The 24,455-nt window shown below is 37.6% G+C and carries 21 protein-coding genes and 1 pseudogene; 6 read left to right on the forward strand and 16 right to left on the reverse strand.

What is annotated here, in order from left to right; all coding sequences use genetic code 11:
* Positions 1-587: 587 nt before the first annotated feature.
* From WAK64_RS07555 to WAK64_RS07565, 3 genes and pseudogenes are all read right to left on the reverse strand, one after another.
* The gene (locus WAK64_RS07555; protein WP_336586356.1) at positions 588-1,010 is read right to left on the reverse strand and encodes an Imm26 family immunity protein; all 423 of its coding nucleotides are present in this window, start codon (positions 1,008-1,010) and stop codon (positions 588-590) included.
* A 214-nt stretch (positions 1,011-1,224) separates the two neighbouring features.
* Positions 1,225-1,662 (reverse strand): annotated as a pseudogene (locus WAK64_RS07560) (SMI1/KNR4 family protein).
* Positions 1,663-2,079: 417 nt separating this feature from the next.
* Positions 2,080-2,436, reverse strand: coding sequence for a hypothetical protein (locus WAK64_RS07565; RefSeq protein WP_336586357.1), 357 nt, complete (start codon positions 2,434-2,436; stop codon positions 2,080-2,082).
* A gap of 846 nt (positions 2,437-3,282) precedes the next feature.
* On the opposite strand from WAK64_RS07565, the gene WAK64_RS07570 reads away from it, so the two are divergent.
* Positions 3,283-4,260, forward strand: a complete 978-nt coding sequence (locus WAK64_RS07570; protein ID WP_336586358.1) for a C45 family peptidase — start codon at positions 3,283-3,285, stop codon at positions 4,258-4,260.
* Between the two features lie 142 nt (positions 4,261-4,402).
* Here the strand turns inward: WAK64_RS07570 and WAK64_RS07575 are convergent, their stop codons facing one another.
* Positions 4,403-4,879 (reverse strand): GNAT family N-acetyltransferase, encoded by a 477-nt coding sequence (locus tag WAK64_RS07575; RefSeq protein WP_336586359.1) that lies wholly within the window; start codon positions 4,877-4,879, stop codon positions 4,403-4,405.
* A 382-nt stretch (positions 4,880-5,261) separates the two neighbouring features.
* The gene (locus WAK64_RS07580; protein WP_336586360.1) at positions 5,262-7,478 is read right to left on the reverse strand and encodes a multicopper oxidase family protein; all 2,217 of its coding nucleotides are present in this window, start codon (positions 7,476-7,478) and stop codon (positions 5,262-5,264) included.
* Positions 7,479-7,865: 387 nt separating this feature from the next.
* Between WAK64_RS07580 and WAK64_RS07585 the strand changes: the two genes are divergently transcribed.
* Positions 7,866-8,780 (forward strand): NAD-dependent epimerase/dehydratase family protein, encoded by a 915-nt coding sequence (locus tag WAK64_RS07585; protein WP_336586361.1) that lies wholly within the window; start codon positions 7,866-7,868, stop codon positions 8,778-8,780.
* Between the two features lie 109 nt (positions 8,781-8,889).
* On the opposite strand, the gene WAK64_RS07590 is transcribed toward WAK64_RS07585, so the two are convergent.
* Positions 8,890-9,417, reverse strand: coding sequence for a dihydrofolate reductase family protein (locus WAK64_RS07590; protein ID WP_336586362.1), 528 nt, complete (start codon positions 9,415-9,417; stop codon positions 8,890-8,892).
* Positions 9,418-9,536: 119 nt separating this feature from the next.
* Between WAK64_RS07590 and WAK64_RS07595 the strand changes: the two genes are divergently transcribed.
* From WAK64_RS07595 to WAK64_RS07610, 4 genes are all read left to right on the forward strand, one after another.
* Positions 9,537-10,478, forward strand: coding sequence for a helix-turn-helix transcriptional regulator (locus WAK64_RS07595; protein ID WP_336586363.1), 942 nt, complete (start codon positions 9,537-9,539; stop codon positions 10,476-10,478).
* Between the two features lie 278 nt (positions 10,479-10,756).
* On the forward strand, positions 10,757-12,097 hold the full coding sequence (brnQ, locus tag WAK64_RS07600; protein ID WP_336586364.1) for a branched-chain amino acid transport system II carrier protein: 1,341 nt from the start codon (positions 10,757-10,759) through the stop codon (positions 12,095-12,097).
* 489 nt (positions 12,098-12,586) lie between these two features.
* Complete coding sequence (locus tag WAK64_RS07605; protein ID WP_336586365.1) at positions 12,587-12,895, forward strand: alpha-helical endospore appendage domain-containing protein; 309 nt, start codon at positions 12,587-12,589, stop codon at positions 12,893-12,895.
* A 33-nt stretch (positions 12,896-12,928) separates the two neighbouring features.
* Positions 12,929-13,852 (forward strand): NosD domain-containing protein, encoded by a 924-nt coding sequence (locus WAK64_RS07610; RefSeq protein ID WP_336586366.1) that lies wholly within the window; start codon positions 12,929-12,931, stop codon positions 13,850-13,852.
* A gap of 287 nt (positions 13,853-14,139) precedes the next feature.
* Here WAK64_RS07610 and WAK64_RS07615 read toward each other — a convergent pair whose 3' ends face one another.
* The 10 genes from WAK64_RS07615 to WAK64_RS07660 all read right to left on the reverse strand — a co-directional run bounded on the left by WAK64_RS07615 (position 14,140) and on the right by WAK64_RS07660 (position 24,412).
* Positions 14,140-15,120: a quinone oxidoreductase family protein gene (locus WAK64_RS07615; RefSeq protein ID WP_336586367.1), complete on the reverse strand. Its 981-nt coding sequence runs from the start codon at positions 15,118-15,120 to the stop codon at positions 14,140-14,142.
* A 14-nt stretch (positions 15,121-15,134) separates the two neighbouring features.
* Positions 15,135-15,914 (reverse strand): enoyl-CoA hydratase/isomerase family protein, encoded by a 780-nt coding sequence (locus WAK64_RS07620; protein ID WP_336586368.1) that lies wholly within the window; start codon positions 15,912-15,914, stop codon positions 15,135-15,137.
* Positions 15,915-15,934: 20 nt separating this feature from the next.
* On the reverse strand, positions 15,935-17,710 hold the full coding sequence (locus WAK64_RS07625; protein WP_336586369.1) for an acyl-CoA dehydrogenase family protein: 1,776 nt from the start codon (positions 17,708-17,710) through the stop codon (positions 15,935-15,937).
* A 7-nt stretch (positions 17,711-17,717) separates the two neighbouring features.
* The gene (locus WAK64_RS07630) at positions 17,718-18,467 is read right to left on the reverse strand and encodes a 2-phosphosulfolactate phosphatase (RefSeq protein WP_336586370.1); all 750 of its coding nucleotides are present in this window, start codon (positions 18,465-18,467) and stop codon (positions 17,718-17,720) included.
* A 19-nt stretch (positions 18,468-18,486) separates the two neighbouring features.
* Complete coding sequence (locus WAK64_RS07635; protein WP_336586371.1) at positions 18,487-19,536, reverse strand: phosphotransferase family protein; 1,050 nt, start codon at positions 19,534-19,536, stop codon at positions 18,487-18,489.
* Between the two features lie 52 nt (positions 19,537-19,588).
* A complete protein-coding gene (locus tag WAK64_RS07640; protein ID WP_336586372.1) occupies positions 19,589-20,476 on the reverse strand; it encodes a 3-hydroxyacyl-CoA dehydrogenase family protein in 888 nt (295 codons plus the stop codon).
* Between the two features lie 85 nt (positions 20,477-20,561).
* Positions 20,562-21,125, reverse strand: coding sequence for a TetR/AcrR family transcriptional regulator (locus tag WAK64_RS07645; RefSeq protein ID WP_336586373.1), 564 nt, complete (start codon positions 21,123-21,125; stop codon positions 20,562-20,564).
* Between the two features lie 80 nt (positions 21,126-21,205).
* Positions 21,206-22,831: a long-chain-fatty-acid--CoA ligase gene (locus WAK64_RS07650; RefSeq protein ID WP_336586374.1), complete on the reverse strand. Its 1,626-nt coding sequence runs from the start codon at positions 22,829-22,831 to the stop codon at positions 21,206-21,208.
* A 16-nt stretch (positions 22,832-22,847) separates the two neighbouring features.
* Positions 22,848-23,600, reverse strand: a complete 753-nt coding sequence (locus tag WAK64_RS07655) for an SDR family NAD(P)-dependent oxidoreductase (protein WP_336586375.1) — start codon at positions 23,598-23,600, stop codon at positions 22,848-22,850.
* Positions 23,601-23,638: 38 nt separating this feature from the next.
* A complete protein-coding gene (locus tag WAK64_RS07660; RefSeq protein ID WP_336586376.1) occupies positions 23,639-24,412 on the reverse strand; it encodes an SDR family oxidoreductase in 774 nt (257 codons plus the stop codon).
* Positions 24,413-24,455: the final 43 nt, after the last annotated feature.

Below are 24,455 nucleotides of genomic sequence, written 5' to 3' on the forward strand. Positions count from 1 at the left end.
ACATGGCATTCATTTAGTGATATTAAATTTAGCGATTGATACGAGAACGCCTTTAGGAAAATTTACATTAATGTTGCTTTAGAATAAAGTTTGATTGTAAACATCTCACAAACCGTAATTTTAGAGCTCACAAAAAGAAGTCATCTTGAAAAAAGGTTGATATAAATGGCTTCTTCACCTGAAGATTTAATGTGAATTTTTATAAAACGTTCGATCATTTTCTACCTCTGTTATCTTACAAGCGCGCCCTATAACCGAAGACTTGAATTCGAGATAACCTTATTAGAAATTAATAGCTGATTCAAGAAAAGTCCCTTTAGTTAAAATAGATACAATTTTTAGAGCAGGCATTTTTTAGTTATTATCATCTGTAAAATCGGGATTAGGTAATTCGCTTCTTGTGGGTGATATATAGAGGCTGGGACAGGACAAAACTAAATGTACCATTCTCTAAGCCGAATAATTTCTTATATAACAAGAGTTATAATTACAAAAACCGAACTATAATGGAACTCTATATTAGAGTTTTTCATTATAGTTCGGTTTTTCCTTTGGCTGGAATACTTCTGTCCCAGCCTCCTTCTCTTCTAATAATCCTTCCAGCTATCATTACCCATAATTCTATCTATAATAAGCCACCCTTCCCAAACTGCAGTTCTTTCTAATCCACCACATTGTTCTTTGCTTGCTTTTTGAATATCACCTTTATAGTAGATTGAATACTCCCCAGAAATAGCATCTATTATGAAAGTAGGAGGGGGCCATGAATCATCTTCATTTCTAAATGAACGATTGTCAACCAATGGCCAATCTCCTGACTTTAATACATCGTCATATATTCCAACAATAAAATCGTATTTTTCTTCTTTTGGTAAATCCTCTATATCTTCACCTATATGCTCGTATATTCCAATTGAACTGTCTTTAAATCGCCTGCCAAAAGCGAAGTTACTATTCGGTAGGGGAATAGCATAGACATTCCCTACTTTAATTCTTCTGCGCTTAGTCATTCTACCACCCCTTATTTGCTGCGTCTAAATACTTATTAGTAATTTTGTCTAAAGGTGAATCCTGTACCCTTATTAGAGCAATAACATATTAAAAATTTTCTATTTATTAATTCTATTGTATTTTATTATAATCTTCTCTCTTGCTGACTCTTGTCCAATACAAGATTAGACGAGCTTTTCATCAATAAAGAACTCCTATTTTCTGTATAAAAATCTATTCGTCCTCAAAATCATTTTCGTTCTCTTCTTCAGAAATTAAAATAATAAATTTTTTCAAATCATGGGCTTTTTTTTCGGTTTTTCCAGTTTCGTGATACCAAAGATAAACCTCATCACTCATAGTTCCGTTAGTTACTTTAAGAACCAGTTTATCTCCCGAACCATCATCACCAATCGCAATAAGACTTTTGGACATTTCTTCATCTCTAATTATTGTGTTTTGTCTAACAATATCATCCCAATTTTTATGGGGATTTCTATGGTCTTTGATAGGATAAAGAATCCATTCACCTATTTCTGCATTATTAACTAACTTGAAAAGTTCCTTATATTATTTTGGAAAAGTCGCCCTTAACTTTTGTTCAGTTGCCTTTATATCGGATTCATCTACCCATAATTTCCTTGTATGGATTAGGTCTCTTACATCTTTCATTTAAACACTCCTACTCTATAGGTTTAATATATTCAACTTGTATATGAGTAGCGATTGAACCAATCCCTATTACACTTAAGCCTTCAAGAGAGCTTAATAATTCCTTTGTGTCCTTTTCTTCAAGAACGTATTATATCCCTTTTTTATACTTACTGGAATCCTGACACATAGTTATATATTCTTCGGATGGAGTAGCATCTCCCCAGACATCAAAACCACCGATTATTTAGAAATCCCTCAAATCTTGCAACAACTTATTCAACTATAATAAAAGCACGATGTTAGATCATCGCGCCCTTTTGTGGAATAACTCTATTGTAATTAACAGTCTTTTTTCAATCTTTTGGTTATTGAATTCCTCTTCCTTTTACTGAAAACACCCCATAGGATAACAATATCTGATAAGGTAAAACGGTACTATTTTGTTTCATTTAATGCGAAGTCTTCAAACCAACAATCAATAAATTTTACCTTTTCATTAAAAAAAACCAAACCATCCATTCTCTCAGTAGCTAAAGCAGTAGACCAACCTTTAGTCCAATCCCACTTATTAGACATCGTTTCAAGTATCCTTTCTGCACTCTCAACTTCAAGAATGTTTGATGTTTCGAGATTAATTCCCATGTTAAACCAACCATCAATTTTCCTATAGGGTATTATTTCTTGTAATTCATAATTAATAATAAACGGCTCTATCTTCTTTTTTAACTCTGTTGATATTACTATAGCCTCGTCCTTATTTTGACACTCTACAAATATAGAAAGTGAAATCACTTACATAGTACCTCCTATAATTTTTTTATGTAATATTGTTCTATCATTTTAGTATATAATACAATTTTATTTTTGTATTATCTCAAATTCAAGTCTTCAAGAATCTGGCCCATTAACGGAACAACTCTTTGTCTCTTCTTAAGCGAGTTTTTAATTCAGGACTTTCTTTTTCTTTTCCTTATAAAAAATCCCCTTTAGACAACCATGTCCGAAGGGGTAAAGCGGTGCAACTTTTTATTAACGGTACAACTTTCTTTCAAACCAATGGATCATGAAGATTTCACTTATTACAGGTTTAAAAGAAAGCCTTACATTGTGGTTAACTTAGAATCCATTTTGAAAGAAGATTGATCAAAATGGATTCTTTTCAGATTAAAGGTAGTTTTTATTAAGAAATTGATCACTTTCACTTATGATCTTCGACCACCGTCTAGAATAATCAAATCACTAAAACCCTCGTATCCATCCTTCAATACTTCCATAAAACTGGTCAAACTTCCACTTTAAATTTCGCATTTCCTTTGATACATGTTGAATTTTATTCGTTAACCCTTCCCTCTTTTATCTATTCACTATATAAACACATTTAGGAGACCTATAGATTCGGACATATTTATCAATTATTATTTCCGCACTATTGCTGAAGACTTACATTCAAGGAATTTGTTTTCTCTCCACTAAAGTCCCTTTTGTATTGTTAAGCTTCAGACTGCTGCAAGCAAGAAATACTCCAGCTGTCGTATTTGAGCATAAAATGACAGGTAGATGCTATGCGGTTACATTAAACTTAAGAAAGGGATCAATTGATTTCCAACTATTTTACATAGTATGAGGAGGGGAAGCAGTATGTATCATCCGAGATTAAAAGGGAATGCTTACGAAGCAGGGAAGAGATATGGAGAAATTCTGTTTAAAAATGGATTCAGGTTACCGAAAGTAACCGAAGAAAAATTAACATTTGGAGAACAATGTCAGCCTATCCTGGTTGATTTTGACCCTAGCATCGTACAGGAGATACAAGGATTTTCAGATGGTTGTCAAAGTTCATTTGAAGAGGTCCATTCATTTCTATTAAGTATAGGTGTATTTGAGTTAGCCAGCCAATGCAGTATTTTCTCAGCATTCAATGGAAACGAGATGATTGTTGGACGTAATTATGATATGCTTTTAGACTTCAAGAAAACAACAGAGTCCTCCTTAGTTTGTATGGATGGAAAAAATAAATATATTGGACATTCCGATTGTTTTATTGGAAAAGTGGATGGGATTAACCATCATGGATTATTTGTAGGGATTACATCCGTACCTCATGAGGGAGTGAAGCCTGGATTAAATTTTTATATAGGGGTTAAGCATATTTTAGAAAACTGCCGTACTGTGGAAGAAGGCATTGCCGTACTAAAAAGATTCCCTAGTTCGGTAGCAAATAATTACTTACTAGCAGATTCTTTAGGGAATATGGCTGTTGTAGAAGTAACCCCTCATGATTATAAAGTACGCCTACCTACTAACCATTATATTCATTGCACCAATCACCATGAAAGTTCATCAGCATCTGAAACACTGAATTGGAGTAAGTCATTAGAGCGTTATTCAACCTTAGATTTATTTCTTAAAGAAAATGCTCATAATATGACACTTCCTCTAGCACAGTCAATCATGTCTGATACTAAGGGACATGTGTGCTTACATTTAAAACAGCATGGCTTTGGCACACTTTTTTCTGTCGTAGCGAACTTAAATACATTAGAAATACATCGAGCAGAAGGTCAGCCAAACAGGGCTAAATATGTATATGATAAAAGACTAATCGATGTTGTTTAGGCAGAGTAAAGTTATACGCTGCTTGTACTTCTAAAGCCTATCCCCTGTTCATGACTGCTTGCTAAAAAATGTTCAAGCCCTACCGAAAAAAGTATGTTTTGAAACAGATTCCTCAAAACATACTTTTCCCAAATTACCCTCGTTAATTTAATATAATTTCCATTTTTCTACTCTTGGTTTTCATCCCAATTGACTCATAAAATTTTATTGCATGCGGATTATTTTCGGATACACCCAATTCAATACTATCAACTTTCAAACTTTTCCCAAAATCAAAAACATATTTCATCAGTCTTTTTCCAATTCCCTGCTTTCTATGTACTTCAGAAATACAGAGACTGTTTATATATAACACCTTTCTTGCTTTCACAAATGAATTTTCAGTTATTTCTTCTTCCTTCATCACAATGACTCCTGCTAAATCGTTACCAATAGTAGCTACAAAAATATGTTGTTTCACATCATCTAGCTGACTTTCAAAAAACGCTTGGCTCACTGGAGTGGAATTCTCTTTGTACAGATCTGGTCTTTCGCTAACGTGTAACTCATGAACTTGCCTGAATAAAGGTAATAAAGCTTCGTGGTCACATTTATTAGCTCTTCGTATAAATATATCCATATTTTCCTCCTACCTTACACTCTTTCAAGAAATGCTATATTTTAGCTATTCTTTCAGTTTAGCTACCGGCTACTAGGAGGTCAAGAACTTTTATATACTGTTCAAATTAGCCTGTATGATTACTTTACTATTAATAGATTTGAATTATTATATCATGCCCCACGTTATACTATGCTCTTTAATTACTTTGCCTAAACTTCCATTTTAGTTATAAATCATCTTTTGCCACTATAACTGATGTTGTTTAACAGCTTGATTATTTGTAAACCTTCAAGTAAAGAAAAGTCGTGCAGCCTTGAATGAACTAGAATACCTGCTCAATTCAAGAAAGCACGACCGACATGCATCTACGTATCGACCTTATAGACTAGTAAAATGGTAGCTATGATTCTTGAGGTGGTTGATTAATGCACTCTTTTTGGATACAAATTTTAATGATGTCTTTTTCAACAAACTTAAAAGCGACTTGATCCTTTGTAACTGGATGAGTTCCGAAATTTTGTGTATGAGAAACAATTTCACATATTACGGATGTGCCAGTTATGATAAATGAGTCATTTTCATTTGCATCATCACGATCTATCGTGCATTGGAATGGGTGGTCATTTGTCACCGTTTGTTCTTTCATTTCTCCATTATCCAAAACGGCCGTATACGTAATTGTATTTCGAAGGAAGCCACTAATAATTACTTTTTCAGCACAAACTTTTTCGACTTCAGCAAAGACGTTTTTATTCGTTGAGAGTGTGCCATTATCTAATGCAGGGGGCACCAGCTGCGTACTTCCTTCCACAATCACTTGACAGCAAGTTTGCGGGTTTGGCTCAGCAGGACAAGTAATGATTTTCATTGGCCTCATCATTTCATTATCCTCATGGTCTAATATATGGCAATGCCAAACGTATCCAGGACCGAAAGTGGGATCAAATGAAAATAAATTGACTCCAGGCTTCGACTCTCTTGTATCTACGTCTTGTGGGGTAAAACGTAACCTAATTCTTGTTACTTCATTCGGGTTCATCCGGATTGTATCTTTCCACCCTTGCTCGTTTAAATCAGGTGCAAAAGGCTTCCCTATTAAATATGGTTCAACCGGTAATGGGATTGTCGGATGTTGAAGTGGTGGTTCCCCATTTAAACTGATCCAATCAGCAAGATATCTTTCGACATCGAATAACTGTCGATCGACAATTCGAGACTGAATTAAATGTACATGAATAGGGTGCGTTGCTCTGGATACATTCGCAACGACCCAATCTACAGTTGATCCAACTATTGGTGTTTCTGAAATGGGAGCATCCCATTTTTGACCATCAAGTAACAATTCTAAAGGACCTTTTTTTCCATTCACAACATTCAATGTAAAGGTTCGCTGTGGAGTATCTGGAATAAGTTCTGGTATGTCATTAAGGATAGGAGGAAGTGGTTTTGGCGGTACCGGTTTCGTATCCATAACGGTAAATCGCATAATTTGACCAACGGTGTTTGGATCTGGTGCATCTCCTGCTGGGAACGGCGCTACCGCATCATTCCAAACAATAATTTCAGTGCCTGGATCAAGCTTTGAAAAATCGATTAACACGTCAGCACGCTCAGCAGGTGCAAGCAAAATTTCTTTTAAACTCACAGGACAAGGCAAAAACCCTCCATCTGAGCCAATCTGTACCATTGGCTGTTGATTAGATAGCTTTAGACAGTAGAACCGGGAGTTTGACCCGTTCAGCATTCTAAAACGATACTGCCTTCTTTCAACATTAAGGTTCGGCCAGACCTTTCCATTCACAACAATCGTATTGCCTAAAAAATCATTTACCCAATAAGGGTGAGCTTCAGGGCTAACGCCTTTATTAGGAAAGAATAGTGTGCCATCCTTATTAAAAGAACGATCCTGAATAACTAAAGGAATTTCGAAAGGCCCCTTTGGAAGAAGCGGTTCAATTTGATTATTTGGGTCTCTTAATAAGTAAAACCCAGATAGTCCTGCTACGACATTTAATCTACTTACACCAAGAGAATGATCATGGTACCAAAGAGTAGCAGGTTGTTGTTCATTCGGATAAGTGTAGCGAGATTTAATAAAAGCCTGCCCTTTTTTATCCTCACCAGCAGAAAACCACGCCTCAGGGTGACCATCTGAATCAGAGCGAGTTTCACTACCGTGCAAATGAGTCACGATTGTAACAGGACTTTGTGCTAGTGGATATCCAGGTGGAAATGGTAAAAACTCTGGTGTTGGTGTTGGCATATTATTAGGATTCGCCCAATGGAGAGTTGGGTCAACTGGAAGAAAATTAGGTTTATCAAGATTATTCACCCATTGTACATTAACTGAAATTCCTCTAACCGCCTCAATAGTGGGTCCTGGTGTACTTTGAAAACAAGTACCATCTTCTATAATCCCCTCATACCCCCAAACAGGTGTTGGTGGGAAATCAGGTGGAAGAAGTTGTTGTGTAAACGCCGTTGCAAAAACGGTGTAATTATGACTGACTACCTCTCCTGTCTCTGGATCCTTCACAACAGTCGGTTTAAATACATTCGGTTTCTCTAGCTGATTAATATATTTAGGAATCTTCTTTGGATTTAAAGGTTTCGTCAATCGTATCCCTCCTTTTCATAATTAGTTAGAGAAGAAATTTTCCTTCCAACGATATTGATATGTATATTTTCCCTCAAAATGACAATTATTTTTTTCACAAATAAACATCGGATAATGAAAATTAGAACCCTTTTTAGCGCCATAACATAACATGGTCAGCCTATTTATGGGTGAATCAGCCATCTTTGAAGTCAACTGACCCTCACTTGCACAGAAAGCTTTTTTCATACATAAAATGCTTTTACACGGGGTGAAATCCCTCTTCACTAAGAACGTATGAGTAAGTTCTCCACCACCCTATATCACGTTGATTGTTGTAACGAAGTGGAATATAAGCAAGGGAGCGAGATTCATGAAAGAATATACGCTGAGAAATGTGAATGTGAAATGAAGGTTTTGATTACAGGAGGAGCTGGCTTTATCGGTTCACATATCGCAGATCTATTTATCAATAGAGGGTTCGAAGTAATTATTGTTGATAATCTGTCTTCTGGTGACAAGACAAATGTCCCTAATAATGCAAAATTTTATGAGCTTGATATTTTATCTCCGGATTTGGAAGATATTTTTACAACGGAAAGGCCTGATGTAGTCATTCATGAAGCAGCACAAGTGGACGTAAATGAATCCATTCTCAATCCAGTACAGGATGCAGAAAAAAATATTTTAGCAACAATCCAATTGCTAGAGAATTCAAGAAAAACCAACGTTAAGAAGTTTCTTTATTCATCTTCTTGTGCCGTTTATGGTGATACAAAGGACGTTAGTATTACGGAAGATTTTCCTCTTTCCCCTTTATCTTTTTATGGTCTTTCAAAATGGTCTTCTGAGGAGTATATTAAAATATATTCCAAACTATATGGCTTACCTTATACCATTTTTCGATATGCTAATGTGTACGGACCACGTCAAAAAGCAACTGGTGAGGGTGGAGTTGTAGCCATTTTCTCTCAAAAATTAGTTCAAAAGGAGCAACTCTTGATTTATGGGGATGGAAATCAAACACGAGATTTTGTTTATGTGAAAGATGTAGCGAGAGCCAATCTCTTAGCCCTCACAAAAGGTGATCACCACATCATTAATATTAGTACGAATACAAAAACAAGGATTAATGACCTGTTAACTCTAATGGCAAGGATTCATAATATAAAGGTAGAACCAAGCTACCAAGCAAAAAAGATTGGCGACATTGTTCATAGTCGGTTACATAATGAGCAAGCAAAGTCGCAACTTGATTGGATTCCTCATTATTCTTTGCAGCAAGGATTATCGGAGACCTTAACTTACTTTCAATCATTATAGAATAGGTTTACTGGAAGATTTGTTTTTATTATGATATGGAATATCATCGGCAATCTCAAAAAAAGCGTGTTTTGCTAACCTAGCAAAACACGCTTTTTCACTTGTTGAACTAAAGAGCTTTTCGTTTATAGTGTAGATTGACAAACTGTCCATACCTTTTTGTCTCAACTAAGGTTAAATCAATTTGTGGGTTGTCCTTATTAAATAATGAAATACCAGAACCTAATATATGTGGTGTGACCGTAATGATAAATTCATCGATTAAATCTTCTTTTATAAAGGCATCGAGTATCTTTCCTCCGCCTACCATCCAGATTTTCGCTCCCTCTTCCTCTTTTAACCGTTTTGTAAACTCGACTACATCTTCGTTAATAAACTGTACGTGTTCATTTGAACCTTTCATAGAAGTAGAAAAAACATAATTTTTCTTGTCAGGATACGGAAATGAATCTGCATGCTGCATAACATATTCATACGTTCTTTTTCCCATAATTGTTGTATCAATGGATTGGTACATGTCTTGATATCCGACGTCACCTTCTGCCTCTGTTTCATCCAACCACTTTAGGTCATCCCCCTCTTTTGCAATAAATCCATCTAAACTAGTAGCGATAAATAAAATAACTTCACGTGACATATTGTTTGTCTCCTTCCATTTTTTATGGTGCTCTATAATGATAAAATCATTAAGTACATCCTATACTAACAGTGAAACATGACAAGTTATGACATGTTTAAAAAGAAAAGGTGAAGAAAATGTCAAAGGGAAAGCGCTTGTTAGAAATTCTACTTTATGCTACAACGAAAAAAAGATTCACAGCTCAGGAAATTGCCGACGAGTTCAATATATCGATTCGAACGGTCCATCGATATATTTTGGATTTAAGTGATATGGGGTTACCCATTACAGCTGAACAAGGAAGAAATGGCGGATATAGTGTAATTACTAACAACTTGCTACCACCCCTATTATTTACGAATGAAGAAGCAGTATCAATCTTTTTTGCCTTTCAATCTCTTCGTTTTTATCGTAATCTTCCTTTTGATACTGAAATTCATGCTGTTACGCACAAATTATATCGTTCACTTCAACAAGATGCCAAAAGGAAAGTCGATAAACTACAATCCTATATTGCTTTTTGGAGTCCTGTAAGACCCGTTGATACTCCCTTATTAAGAGACGTTTTAGAGCATTGTATTGAAAATAGGGAGATGACAATTCAATATGAATCCAAATCGGGTATAAATACAAAACATCTACGTCCGATTGGCATTTATGCTCATAATGGATTATGGTACATGCCTGCATTAGACTATCTAAAGGAAAAAGTTCTTCTCTATCGTGTAGATCGGATTGTTTCTATATTATCCACTGAAGAAAATAATGATCCATTTATGAATTTAGAAGAATGGTTCTCTTCTAAACAAGAAGAGCGAGCAATAAGGTTCCACGTTATCCTATCGATGGAAGGCGTTCGTGAATGTAAAAGTGACCCATTTTTTGATGGGATGGTCGTCACCAATAAAGATGGAACAGGATACATTGATTCTGTCATTGATAAAGGAAATATTCGATTCATTGCTCCCTTTTTCTATCGAATGGGTCATCATGCTCGTATTTTAGAACCTCGTGAATTAATACATGAATTATGTTTACAAGCCCAGGAAATATTAAACTTTTACCAAAATGGTGATTAGTCTCTATCCCTTCTCTGATTTTCACCTTAAACACACATGAAATAATGGGGCTATTTTTTAAACAATTTCTGCCTTTCGTTAACTCCGTAAGCTTTAACCAAAGGCTTTCTATTTCTTGAATGAATTAGTTAATTAGAAAGAAACTAGGTTGAAAAGGGATTGTTCTATCGATGAATTGATTTACTATTTCAACTTTTATGATTTTCGACATTTTTCTTGTTTTTTATGCTACTATGTACAATGTTCTAAACATTAAGATAGACAACTGGAGGCGCACAATGAACAGCAAGAAACTTTCTTGGAGTGAAATATTAACTATTGGCTTAATGCTCTTTGCGTTATTTTTAGGAGCAGGAAATATGATTTTTCCGCCATTCTTAGGCCAAGAAGCAGGGACAAATGTTTGGATTGCTATTATAGGTTTTTTATTGACAGGAGTAGGACTCCCACTATTGGGAGTTATCGCCATCGCGAAGTCAGGAGGGGATCTTCAATCACTTGGAACGCGAGTTCACCCCCTATTTGGAATTGTTTTTACAATCGTCGTTTACTTAGCAATCGGTCCGTTATTTGGTATACCGCGTACAGGGACGGTCGCTTATGAAATAGGAGTTACCCCATTTTTGAATGAAAGCGTTTTAAGTAGTAAGTTCCCTTTATTTTTCTTTACAATCATTTTCTTTTCAATTACAGCTTGGTTATCAATGAATCCATCAAAGCTAGTTGATCGAATTGGGAAACTATTAACTCCGGCGTTACTCATAATTTTAACGATTCTCGTCACAAAGAGCATTATGTTTCCGATGGGGAGTTTTCAAGTTCCTGCGGTAGATTATCAAACTGAACCATTATTTAAAGGGTTTCTTGAAGGTTATTTAACAATGGATACAATCGGAGCATTGGTTTTTGGAATTGTCGTGATCAACTCTATTAAATCAAAGGGTGTAACCTCTCCTTCCGCTGTTACGAAAATCTGTACCATCGCGGGCTTAATCGCTGCTACCGGGCTATCTTTAGTTTATTTAGCTCTTTCCTTTATGGGTGCTACAGCAACGGAAGCGATTGGTGTGCAGGAGAATGGTGGCGCTATTTTAACAGCAGTTGCCAATTATTTATATGGTTCCTTAGGAGCTATTATTTTGGCGCTTGCGATTACGTTTGCCTGCTTAACCACATCAGTAGGACTCGTTTCTTCTTGTGCTCAATATTTTAAGAAAATTATGCCTAAAGTATCGTATCCTCTGTTCGTTATCGTATTATCTCTATTTAGTATGGTGATTGCCAATGTTGGCTTAACGCAATTAATCCAAATTTCAATTCCCATCTTAATCATGATATACCCTGTTGCCATTATGCTCATATTATTATCATTTATACATAATGCGTTTCAAGGCTATCGTGCAGTCTATATTGGATCACTACTACCAACATTTATCATTAGTTTTATCGACGGATTAAAAACAGCTGGTGTTAATGTCACAGCAATAGCTGATGCTTTTACCATCCTTCCCTTATTTGAGCAAGGAGTTGGCTGGTTTATTCCAGCAATCATCGGAGCTATTATCGGTTACGGTATAGCCATTCTTTCAGGTGAGTCAAAAAAACTTGTAAAAGCTTAAAGCCTATCAGACCTTTGGAAGAAGAGGCTGGGACATAAATATTCCACCCATAGGAAAAACCGAATTATAATGAAAACTCGAATATAGAGTTCCGTTATAGTTCGGTTTTTTAATTTTAGCTCTTAGTTTTATAAGAGATTATTCGGTTTTGAGTATGGTACATTTAGTTTTGTCCCAGCTTCCTTTATTATTTTGTATTACCTATCGAAACACTCTCCTTTAAATGTATGGTTTTCTTCTAAACACCTACAACACTTACAAACGTCCAATCACTTAAACGAGCTATACATATACTAACAATGGGAACACGGTATTCCCAACAAATATCTCCTTTCATAAAGTGCCGCGTGGGTAAACTACACGTGGCATTTTAATGATTGATCATCCCCTCGCTTCCTCCAAATCTAGTTATCCGCACAAGCAATACTTGTCCTAAATCATAGAATAAAGTGAACAATTAAAAATAAACACGGAAAGGAGATGTGAAAATTGGGCCAACCGAACTTTCCGGATGAATTTAATCCGCTACCCGTATTAGATAAAAATCAAACCCTTTTATTTCTATTAGCAACTGTCGGACAAGAAGAGCTAGCGTTAGCACATATTATGAACGCAGAAGGCGAGAAAATTCAAGCAGCTGTAGCCGCTTTTAATGATGACTGTTTGACGATTGAAGACCTACTTGAGGTCAATAATAATGTGAACCAAACACTTAAGCATGTGATTAAGAAGGAAATGCTCCTTCAATTTAAAGTGGAAAACGTCCTCGAATTATTCGAAACCGTTGAGGATTGTTAAAAATAGTGATATAACGAAGAAAGGAGGGTAAAAATGGCTATATTTACAGTTCCATCAATCCCTACACCAACCGTTCAAGATGCGATTACTTTGGCTGATCCTGGTGATACAATTGAAATTTTAGTAGGAACATTTGACGGATTTACAGTAGATAAAGATCGACTAAAAATCGTCGGTTGTGGTATAGGAAAAACAAAGATTTCTGGAGCCGGAGTCGGGAATGATGGCGTAGTTGTAACGGGGAATCAAACCCACTTAATCGGATTCACGGTTCAAGGCTTTGGAACAGGAATTGGTGTATCTGTACAATCATCCAATAATGTAATTCAAAAAGTAGAGGCTAGCTTCAATAGTAACGGATTCACTATAAATGGGCAAGACAACCTTTTAACAATGAATAGTGCTACGTTTAATCAAATAGACGGGTTCCGTGTAACAGATGAGTTTAACTGTTTTGAAAAGAATCAAAGTACCAATAACACGAATGGCTATCACTTCTTTGACCCAAATAACATGAGTGTTGATAATTTAGCAAAGAACAATAGTGGTGCTGGGTTTCTTCTCAATGAAGGTGGAAGTGATAATATGATAGTAGGGAATACGGTTGTGAAAAACGATATAGGAATAGATTGTCAAACGGATGATAATAGTATCAATGAAAATAAAGTTTGTGATAACACAACCATTGGAATAGGTTTAATCGGTGAATCAGGCAACCCTAATGGCAATCTAGTTGACTGGAATACCGTGCGAAACAACGGAACTGAACTTGGAATGAATCATGCTGGAATATTTGTCTCTGATGGTTCTGGTGCAACAACCGAAAACTCGATTCGCTTTAATAAAGCAAATAATAATATTGAATATGATATTCTAGCGGAAGGTGGAACAGGCTTTAATTTTTATGATGGGAATATTTGTGACAATAGTGACCCAGTTTCTATTTGTACTCCATAATAAGCTTCATCATTCTTCATTATTTTCTACAACTTTCCATCAGAAGTCACATTGATAATGATACAATCAATTCATACCCATTAAATTGATTTACGTAAGGAAAAATAGTCTCATAAAAAAATCATTGGTATGCTCTACCAGATAGTTTAACCAAGAGGAATGTTGTCAGTTCATTCAAACCCCTTTAGAAAGCAGGTTTGAATTTTTTTCTTTCACTCTACGTATTCTATCAAATCAAAAAAATAGCGAACCCCTCTACTTCGGTTCGCTATTTTTAATCGATTATTTTAATGACTAGGGACTAAAACAAGCTTCCCTTTTGTTTTTCTTCCTTGTAGAAGGGTGTGAACCTTTGCTGCCTCTTCGAGTGGAAAGGTGTCACCAATCGTTAAGGTTAATCGTCCGTCAGCTAAGTAGGTAAATAATTCTTGTAAACTTGGCTGTAACAATTCTGGTTTTCTCATAATTTGTGGAAGAAAGAAGCCAATGACGGATTGGTTTTGCTTCATTAAGCTTGAAGGAAAGAAGCGACTTTGCTCACCACTAGCAACTCCATAGATCACGAGTCTTCCAAATATCGCTAAACACTTTAACGTTTTATGGAAAACGTCACCACCAGCCATTTCTAGAGCGATGTCTACTCCTTTTCCGTCCGTTGCTTTTAAAACTTCTTCTTCCCATCCGTGCTCTGTATAATTAATTAACACATCCGCGCCCAGCTCTTTTGCAAGGGTTAATTTTTCAGTCGTACTTGCAGTTGCAATGATTTTACCAGCGCCAAATATTTTAGCAAGCTGTACAGCAATCGTTCCGACTCCTCCAGCTGCAGCATGAATTAAGACAGTCTCTCCTTTTTCAATTCTTCCCATTGTTTTCAATACATGATAAGCACTTAACCCTTGTAACGGTAACGCAACAGCTTTTTTCACGTCTAACGTAGCTGGAATCGGAATTACTCCTCTTGCGTCCGCTACTGCAAATTCAGCATACCCACCAGACTCGATTAACGTTACAACCTTTGTTCCAGGTGAAAGATGTTTAACATCTTCTCCAACTTCAACCACTTCCCCGGCGATCTCTGAACCCGGAATAAATGGTAACGCAGTGGGGACTACATATTGTCCTTCTCGCCTTGCTGTATCCGCATAGTTTACTCCGACTGCTTCAACCTTTATAACGACCTCATAAGAACCAGCTTTCGGGACATCAATATCCACTACATTTAATACTTTTGGATCACCGTATTTTTCAAATTGTATCGCTTTCATTATAAATTCCTCCTTTAATATCCTAAAAATTGTGGTGAACGTTTTTCCTTAAAGGCCTTAACTCCTTCAATATGGTCTTTCGTTGTAACCATAAGCGTCTGTGTCATTCGCTCGTGCTCTAATACCTCATCTAAGCTCGCTGTTAAAGATTGTTCGATCAGTTTCTTTTGTTTTCCAAAGGCCAAACTCGGACCTTTGCTTAGCTTGATTGCCCATTCCATCGCTTCATCAAGAAGATTCTCAGTTGTTACAAGCTGATTAATAACGCCTAACCCAAAGAGTCTTTCTGCTGAAATAACTTCTCCTGAGAAGAAAAGCTGCTTCGCCAAATGCGGTCCAAGTAATTTTGTCAGAAAGAAGGATCCTCCCCCGTCTGATACAAGACCAACTTGTGAAAAGCTTAATGCATATTGGCTATCATTTGTAGAAATAATGAGGTCACATGCTAGGGCGAGATTAACCCCCGCGCCTGCTGCATACCCATGAACGGCGGCAATGATTGGCTTTTCAGTTTGCTTGAGCGTTAAAATACACTCATTTAGTATCCCGATATGCTCGTACACTTGAGCAGGAGTCGCCTCCCCCATCGCTTTAACATCTCCACCTGCGGAAAAAGACTGGCCTGCTCCAGTAATGATAATCGCTCTAATCTGATTATTTTTCTGTGCTTCCTGAAGTGCACGCGTTAACCCATTAATCATCCCTTCACTAAAAGCATTTAACACTTTTGGGCGATTTAACGTAACGGTCATTACAGGTCCTGACACATCTACGATGATAGGTTGTTCACTCATAAAAACCCCCTCCTTCTCCGTTAGCAATGAAATTGCTTTATTTTATATTGCTCATCTGCAATTCGACGATTTCTAAGAATCGTATGATTGTAGAATGTGTAATGACTAAACATTTTCGATGTGATAGAGATAAGCTGCTCTTTTTGGTCACCGTCTGCTAAGGCATGTATAAGCCAACGTGACCACTTTTCCACATTTGTGACGGCCTCTTCAAGAAGCGTATGAGTTAAATCCACTTTTAACGTAGATGCATCCGTCCCAGATTGTACAATTGACTTGTATGTACGGTATACAGTCGACTCCGAAGCATATAATTCAATTGCTATGTCTGCTAGCTTCATTAATATTTCCTGTTCACGTATAAGTGCTTCACCATACTTTTCAAATGCAAGACCTGTACAAATCAGGAACATTCTTCTTATAAGCTCTATTGCATTGCGCTCCTTTGCAAAAACACCATCATCTGAAGAATAAGATTTTTCTAGTTGATGCTTCGCTTCCAGAATATAGCGGTGTAGTTGAATTTCTCCTTTCAATCCCTTTCTAAGTAGGTGGGTTGGGATCAACAGACGGTTAATTTCATTTGTTCCCTCAAAAATGCGGTTAATCCGAGAATCACGATACATTTGTTCGATGCCATAATCTTTTATGAAGCCTGCCCCACCGTGGAGTTGCAAAGCTTCATCTGCAACATAATCAAGGGTTTCTGAACTATACACTTTACAAACCGCGCACTCGGTAGCATATTCACTGAGACTTTTACCAATCAATGTTTGATCATGTGAATCGTTGATGTTACCTAGAGCCGATTCTAACAAGTGAGCGGTACGGTATTGTAAAGATTCCGTCGCATAGATTCGGGCTGCCATTTTCGCCATTTTTTCTTTAGAGGCTGGAAAGTTTCCAATAGGCGAACCAAATTGCTTACGCTCTTGAATATAATGAATCGTTTTTTTATAGCCTGCTTTCGCGCCTCCCATACAAGCGGAGCCTAAATTAAATCGGCCGAGATTGAGAACATTCAAAGCAATTACATGACCTTTTCCAATCTCACCAAGGACATTTTCAACAGGCACTTCACAGTTTTCAAAGAAAACGGTTCTTGTCGAGGACCCTTTAATCCCCATTTTCTTTTCTTCAGGACCGAAGGAAAGGCCTCGAAAGTCCTTTTCAATAATAAAAGCCGTAAAATGCTTCGCGTCAATTTTGGCATAGACAATGAACGTTTGAGAAAAACTCGCGTTGGTTATATAAATTTTCGTCCCATTTAATAAGTAATGGGTGCCTGAATCGTTTAATTTGGCTGTTGTTTCTGCTGCGAGTGCGTCAGAGCCTGCATTCGGTTCTGTTAAACAGTACGCACCAATGTACTCACCGCTAGCCATTTTCGGTAAATATTTTTCTTTTTGCTGCTCTGTTCCGAAATAAGTAATCGGTAAGGTCGCGATACATGTATGATTAGAATGGGCAACGCCGTACCCACTACTTTGGCCTACCATTTCTCCCACTATCCCTTTACTCACTTTATCTAAACCTAAACCACCATACTTTTGTGGAATGCTATGCGCTAATAGGCCTATATCTCCTGCCTTTTTTAGGAGTGTTTGCACAATTTCAAAGTCTTGATTTTCAATTCTTTCTTTCAAAGGAATAACTTCTTTTTCAACAAATTTCCTTGCAGTTGAGGCAATCATCTTATGTTCATCCGTAAAATCTTCTGGGGTAAATAGGCTTTCTAAAGATAGAGAAGAAAATAGAAAATGAGCCCCTTGCTTCCGTTCATTCGTTTTTTCCACGACGGAATCACTCCTTACGTTGAATAGAATGTTCAATGATTACTTTTTGTCCTTTTAAAATTGGCACAATAGGTATACTGCCTTTCTTTGACGCAAATATCACCTCTTCAATCGCATCAAATCGTTTCATTAATTGACCTACATGAGAGGAAGATAAAATATCATAAATTTTTGAACTGCTTTGATAAAAGTACAGTGCTGCTTTAGCAGCATCAGTTAATGTGTAGTCCTGTTTATGGTTTTTCGTTAAGCAATGAATAAAATCACCTGCCCCGTAAAAATCTTCTAAACAAAACTCTCCAGAATTACCAGCACATATAACAATAATGCAATCAGCTTTTTTATCAGCATGGATAGCCTCCGAAACAGCTTGGTTGTTCAACAAAGAGGCAATATACACCTTTTTAGCAACCGCAGCCTTTCGGAGGGCAACGGTTCCATTTGTTGTCGACAATATTAACCGCTTTCCTTTAATAGCGGGTCTGATAAGCAATGGACTAGGGTAGATAAACCCTTTAATCGGCTTTGCCTGTTCTTCCCCAGCTAAAATAGTCTCTTCCTTTCTCCCTCTTTGAAAAATTTCTTCAGCCTCCCAACGGTTCAATACGGGAATGACCTCAGTGGCTCCGTCATACAAAGCAGATGTGATAGTCGTTGTTGCAAGTAAAATATCTAAAACAACAGCTACCTTGTGATCTTTCTTTAGCTTGAATTCATCAATCTCCTCTTTTCTTGTTAACAAATGTACTTTCGTCATGCTTCCCTCCTGCTCTTGATTACACGATACTATTTCGACAATGGATGAGTAAGCTCTTCACAAAATCATTAAACCGTGAGAAACGAGGATCCTTTGTTTGACCTTTCTGATAGCGATAGTAGATTTGTTGACATATAACAGCCAATTTAAAATAAGCAAACGTGACATAGAAGTCGATTTCACTGACATCTCTTCCACTTTTCTTACTATAGAGCTCAATGAATTCATTCCGTGTAAAAAAGCCTTCTAAAGTAGTGATTGATTCTTTTCCTAGCCCTGACTTTAAGAGCGGTGGATCATCAGCTTGTGTCCAGTAACTCATTGCCACTCCAACATCCGCGAGAGGATCACCCACCGTTGCCATTTCCCAATCAAACAAACCGATCATTTTTGTTAAGTCTTCATTAAACATTGCATTGTTTAGTTTGTAGTCATAATGAATGATTGTGGTGTATTTCGATTCTGGAAGGTGATCTGTTAACCAATGAATCACTTGTTCGGCTTCCTGTATATCATCTGTTTTCGCACGTTGGTAGCGAGAAATCCACCCATTAACTTGACGTTCCATAAACCCTATTGGTCTACTTATTTCGGAAAGACGGGTTTCTCGGTAGTCAATACGATGAAGGTTCACAAGCTGCTCGACCATTTCTTCACTAATTGAGCGACAAAGATCTTTGGTTACAGGTGTATTATGTGGAAAGGATGTGTCTAAAACGACACCATGCTTTCTTTCCATTAAGAAAAATGGGCTACCGACAATTGAAGTATCTGCTGACATTAAAAGAGGCCTAGGTGCTGCAGGAAAAAGTGAATGAAGTTCGGATAAAAACTGGAATTCCCTTTCCATATCATGTGCCTTAGGGGCAACAGGTCCTAAAGGTGGTCTCCGTAAGACCGCTTCCCATTCACCCACTTTTATTTGATACGTCAAATTGGAATGACCTGCTACAAACTGCTGAATATCCATGCTATCGTGAGGCAAATCTATTCGACCTTGCAGAAACGTTGTTAACTTTTCTTTATCAAGCTCTTCCCCTTTTCGAACCGGAATTGTATCAATCGCCACTTGCTTCACTCCTTATCAACCTGAAAATTCAGTTTTTTTACTATCTAGCTATCTACTTTTCTCTCATAGCCGTTTGTTTGTACTCATACCATCCCTTTCCTGTTTTCCTGCCAAGGTCCCCTCTTTGCACTTTTTCAACGATGGAAGCAAAAGGTTGATCGGCGGGATCCCCTGTTTCTTTGTATCGCTGCTTCATCACATAATACCCAACATCAATCCCCGATAAATCCATAATCTGAAATGGCCCTAACGGATGACTTAACGCTTGGCGACAAATCGTATCGATATCTTTAAAATCAGCTATCCCTTCCTCATATAAAGAGACTGCTTCTCTTTGGAGAGCTCCTAAAATACGATTCGCGACAAAGCCTGAAATCTCCTTTTTAAGTAGGATTCCCGTTCGATTCATTTTTTCACAAACAGCCATTGTAAGTTGAGCTGTTTCTTCTGATGTTGTCTCACTCATGACTACTTCGACACAATCCATTACAAGCGGTGGGAAGAAGAAATGCATGTTCACCACTTTTTCTGGACGGGAGGTAACCGAACTAAGTAGGCTATTCACAATGGTAGAGCTATTAGTAGCCAAGATTGTATGTGGCGGAGTCCATTTATCTAATTTCGCAAAGACTTCCTGTTTAATCTCTAACTTTTCAACAACAGCTTCGACAACAAAATCGGCATTAGCTGAAGCTTTTTGAAGATTCGTAGTAAAAGATAATCTATTAAAGGCAGCATCGCGCTCCCTTTTGGAGAGTTTTCCCTTCTGTTCCCACTTATCCATTAAAGCATGAAGTGTTCCTTCTGCCTTCTTCAGTACTTGAGCGTCTACATCTTGAAGTGTTGTCTCAAACCCACCTAACGCCGAAAGCATGGCGATTTGATGACCCATTTGACCAGCACCAACGACGGAAATAGATTGAATATCTGATATGTTCATTGACATTTCTCCTTTTCTTATAATAGAAATGGAAAGGGGAGAATAGACGTAGTCCTTATTCGAGTCTCCCCAGAACGTTTCCCTATTATTTAGAAATACCGTTAAGAACCATTTCTAAATAAATTTCCGATAATTCCTTATCTGTTAATTGACTACTTGGATTAAACCATTGATAGCTCCAGTTCGTCATTCCTAATAGACCAAATGTGACTATTCTAGCATTTAAATCCGTACGGAATTCCCCATTACCCATTCCTTGATTGATCAACGTTTCTACATTTTTTCGAAATTGATCTCGCTTTGGAATAATTTCATTCAAGCGTTCCTCGTTTAAATGCCTCATTTCACGAAAAAACACCTTCGCACTCGCACCTTGCCTTTCTATATTCCGAATTAATAAATACACGATTTCAAATAGCTTATCTTTACAGTTTTTTGTTGAATCCAAAAGAATCCTTTCCTGATGACTCAAGATGTCATCAATGTAGGCAAGCTGAATATCCATTAATAGCTCTTCTTTACTAGAAAAATAATAATAAAAGGTTCCTTTCGTTACCCCTAGTGCATCTACAATGTCTTGAATCGATGTTTCACTAAACCCTTTTTCATCAAATAACGATATGCTTTGTTGTGTCAACTTATCCTTCATGTCCCAATCCCCACAATTCCTATCAAAATATGGTAGAAATTATACCATAATTCCTTTCCACTTTTCCTTTTTATTCCGGTTTATTTGGGAACATTATTTGGCCTTTTTGCTTCCTCTCTTAAGGATCTTCTAAGGATTTTCCCAACATTTGTTTTCGGAAGCTGTTGGCGGAACTCAACAGTAGTCGGTACTTTATAGGAAGCCAAACTTGTACGACAAAATGCTATTATTTCAGCCTCTGTTGTTTCCATTCCTCCTTTTAAGACGACCACAGCTTTAACGGTCTCACCCCGATAGGCGTCAGGAACCCCAATTACTACAGCCTCTTGAATAGAAGGGTGTTCATAAATCACTTCTTCAACTTCTCGAGGGTAAATGTTAAATCCACTAGCGATGATCAGGTCCTTCTTACGATCGATAATTGTAAGGTAACCATCCTCATCCATTTTGGCAATATCACCTGTATAAAACCACCCGTCCCGAAGGGCATGTGCGGTTTCCTCCGGCATATTCCAGTAGCCTTTCATTACTTGAGGTCCTTTAATAATGATTTCACCTAATTCACCAGCAGGTACTTCCTTTTCCCCCGTTGCTAAGTCGACGATTTTATAATCCATCGAAGGTAAGGCAAGCCCAACCGTGCCAAACTTTCTCTCTGCAAAATTGCCATTACCATGAGTGCATGAAGATGTTTCAGACAGACCATAGCCCTCCAATATTCTTGCTCCTGTTTTACGCTCGAATTCTTTAAATAATTCAACCGGCATGGGCGCTCCACCGCTATTACATGTATGGATACTATCAAGTTTATACTCTCCAAGTTTAGGATGATGAGTAATCGCCACATACATCGTTGGAACCCCAGGGAAAATTGTTGGACGTGTTAGGTTGATAGTTTGTAAAACTTCCTCTACTTCAAACCTTGGAAGCATGATTGATTCTGCTCCTGCGAAAATCGCAAAATTCATACATGACGACACACCAAATATATGAAAAAGCGGAACGACTGATAAAATACGTTCTTCTCCTTCCTTAAACTCGTGTTTAAAGAATTCAGCTGACTGAACCACATTTGCAAGCAAATTCCGTTGCGTTAACATCGCTCCTTTTGAACGTCCGGTCGTTCCACCCGTATATTGCAACACAGCAATGTCCTGTTCGGTATCGATATCAACAGGAGTTAAATCTCCGGCAGAATTGGCTATCATTTTCTGAAAATCTTCAGCCTCAACAGAGAGAGAAGTAGGTTTTAAGTTTACTACAATCACATTCTTTACCTTTGTGTTTGCTTGAATGCTCTTCAGACGAGGGTATAAACTTTCGAGCACAATGATCGTTTCCGCTTCAGAGTCATTTAATAAATATTCTAATTCTCTTTCTACTAACATCGGATTAACCTGTGCCACAATTCCGCCTGCGAGTAACGTTCCATAAAACGCTATAACGTATTGAGGACAATTCGGAAGCATGATAGCCACTCTATCTCCTTTTTGTACATTCTTTTTTTGAAGAGCAGCGGCAAATAATTGAACGGATGTATGCAATTGTTGATAAGTAAGTTGTTGATTAAAAAATCTAATCGCGCTATGTTGTGGATACTTCGTGGCTGTGTCTTGGAGAACCTGAGGCAATGTTTTGTTCGGAATGACAACTTCTGATTGAATGGAATCTGGATAATGCTTTAACCAAGCTTTATTTGTACTCATCGATTTCCCTCCATTTTTAAAAAGTGAGACTACCACCATCAATTGAAAGTGTAGAACCGGTAATATAGGACGATTCATCCGATGCTAAAAATAAAACTCCCTTGGCTACTTCCTGCGGCTTCCCTTCTCGACCAAGTGCATTAGATGTTGAAATTTTTTCCCAGAGACGTTGATCTTTCTTCCAGTCACCGACGATATCTGTATCAATTAACCCAGGTGCAATGGCATTCACACGAATATTATCCTTTCCATATTCAAGTGCAGCATTTTTTGTAAATAAAATCACTCCTCCTTTAGAAGCATTATAGGCCGATAAGTATTTTTGTCCCTTCAACCCTAAAATGCTTGCCGTATTAATAATCGAGCCTCCACCTGTTTTCACCATTTCGGGTACAGCATATTTCGTTCCAAGAAAGACCCCTTTCAGATTAATGTCAATGACCTTGTCCCACTCTTCTTCACTCATTTCCATGCTATTAATCATCGAATGAGCAATGCCGGCATTATTAAACAAAATACTAATAAAACCATACTGTTTGACCGTTTCTTCAACCATTTTCTTTACATCTATGGGTTGTGAAACATCTGTTTGTAAAAACAATGCATTTCCGCCGCTTTCCCGAATATCCTGCATGGTTTTTACTCCTGCGTCAGCATCAATATCCGCTATTACAACCTTTGCACCTTCTAATGCAAATGCCAAAGCTGTCTCTCGACCGATCCCTTTGCTTCCACCCGTTACAATCGCAACCTTATTTTGCAATCTCACGTGTTTCCCTCCCAAATTATTAATGGTTTTAATGCCGGCTACAACGCATGGGTTCCTCCATCTACAACGACGATATCTCCCGTCATATAGCTCGATGCTTTCGACGCCAAGAATACAGCCACCCCTTTTAGATCATCTTCATCTCCGAAGCGACGGAGTGGGGTACTATTTAAAATTGGATTTTTTCCATGTTCCATGATCACTTTTGACATTTTCGTAGGGAAAAAGCCCGGAGCTATCGCATTTACATTAATGTTGTATTTCCCCCATTTTGCCGCTAAATCCTTTGTAAATGTGATGACCGCTCCTTTACTCGTATTATAAGCAATCGTATCCATTACCCTCGGGTCTGTCCCGCCTAACCCTGCAACAGACGCAATATTAATGATTTTCCCTTCCTTTTTCTCGATCATGACTTTTCCAACTGCTTGACTCATCAAGAACGTTCCCGTGACATTGACGTCGATCACCTTCTGCCAAGCCGCGAGCGGCATTTCTGTAACGGGAGCTCCCCAAGTAGCTCCGCTATTGTTTACTAAAATATCAATTCGCCCAAATTTGTTCACTGTTTCGGCGACGACAAAATCCACATCGGCTTGATTGGCTATATTGCATGGGAGTGCTAATGTTTCAACACCTAATTTCTCCAATCGTTTCGCTACCGCTTCGCAAGCTTCAACCTTACGAGAACAGAGAACAATATTTGCACCTGCTTCTGCTAACCCTTCTGCAATTTGCTCACCTAAACCACGTCCGCCTCCTGTAACAATAGCTGTTTTTCCTGTTAAATCAAATAAAGATAATGCATTCATGCTTCCCTCTCACTTTCTATATAGAATGTACTTTCGAAAAAAC

Source organism: Bacillus spongiae (assembly GCF_037120725.1).
In the GTDB taxonomy this organism is placed as follows: domain Bacteria; phylum Bacillota; class Bacilli; order Bacillales; family Bacillaceae_K; genus Bacillus_CI; species Bacillus_CI spongiae.

What these genes read in the sequence shown, in the direction of transcription:
- WAK64_RS07555 (WP_336586356.1), bottom strand. Translation starts at nt 1,010, where the DNA reads ATGACTAAGCGCAGAAGAATTAAAGTAGGGAATGTCTATGCTATTCCC.
- WAK64_RS07570 (WP_336586358.1), top strand. Translation starts at nt 3,283, where the DNA reads ATGTATCATCCGAGATTAAAAGGGAATGCTTACGAAGCAGGGAAGAGA.
- WAK64_RS07575 (WP_336586359.1), bottom strand. Translation starts at nt 4,879, where the DNA reads ATGGATATATTTATACGAAGAGCTAATAAATGTGACCACGAAGCTTTA.
- WAK64_RS07585 (WP_336586361.1), top strand. Translation starts at nt 7,866, where the DNA reads ATGAAGGTTTTGATTACAGGAGGAGCTGGCTTTATCGGTTCACATATC.
- WAK64_RS07590 (WP_336586362.1), bottom strand. Translation starts at nt 9,417, where the DNA reads ATGTCACGTGAAGTTATTTTATTTATCGCTACTAGTTTAGATGGATTT.
- WAK64_RS07595 (WP_336586363.1), top strand. Translation starts at nt 9,537, where the DNA reads ATGTCAAAGGGAAAGCGCTTGTTAGAAATTCTACTTTATGCTACAACG.
- brnQ (WP_336586364.1), top strand. Translation starts at nt 10,757, where the DNA reads ATGAACAGCAAGAAACTTTCTTGGAGTGAAATATTAACTATTGGCTTA.
- WAK64_RS07610 (WP_336586366.1), top strand. Translation starts at nt 12,929, where the DNA reads ATGGCTATATTTACAGTTCCATCAATCCCTACACCAACCGTTCAAGAT.
- WAK64_RS07615 (WP_336586367.1), bottom strand. Translation starts at nt 15,120, where the DNA reads ATGAAAGCGATACAATTTGAAAAATACGGTGATCCAAAAGTATTAAAT.
- WAK64_RS07620 (WP_336586368.1), bottom strand. Translation starts at nt 15,914, where the DNA reads ATGAGTGAACAACCTATCATCGTAGATGTGTCAGGACCTGTAATGACC.
- WAK64_RS07630 (WP_336586370.1), bottom strand. Translation starts at nt 18,467, where the DNA reads ATGACGAAAGTACATTTGTTAACAAGAAAAGAGGAGATTGATGAATTC.
- WAK64_RS07640 (WP_336586372.1), bottom strand. Translation starts at nt 20,476, where the DNA reads ATGAACATATCAGATATTCAATCTATTTCCGTCGTTGGTGCTGGTCAA.
- WAK64_RS07645 (WP_336586373.1), bottom strand. Translation starts at nt 21,125, where the DNA reads ATGAAGGATAAGTTGACACAACAAAGCATATCGTTATTTGATGAAAAA.
- WAK64_RS07650 (WP_336586374.1), bottom strand. Translation starts at nt 22,831, where the DNA reads ATGAGTACAAATAAAGCTTGGTTAAAGCATTATCCAGATTCCATTCAA.
- WAK64_RS07660 (WP_336586376.1), bottom strand. Translation starts at nt 24,412, where the DNA reads ATGAATGCATTATCTTTATTTGATTTAACAGGAAAAACAGCTATTGTT.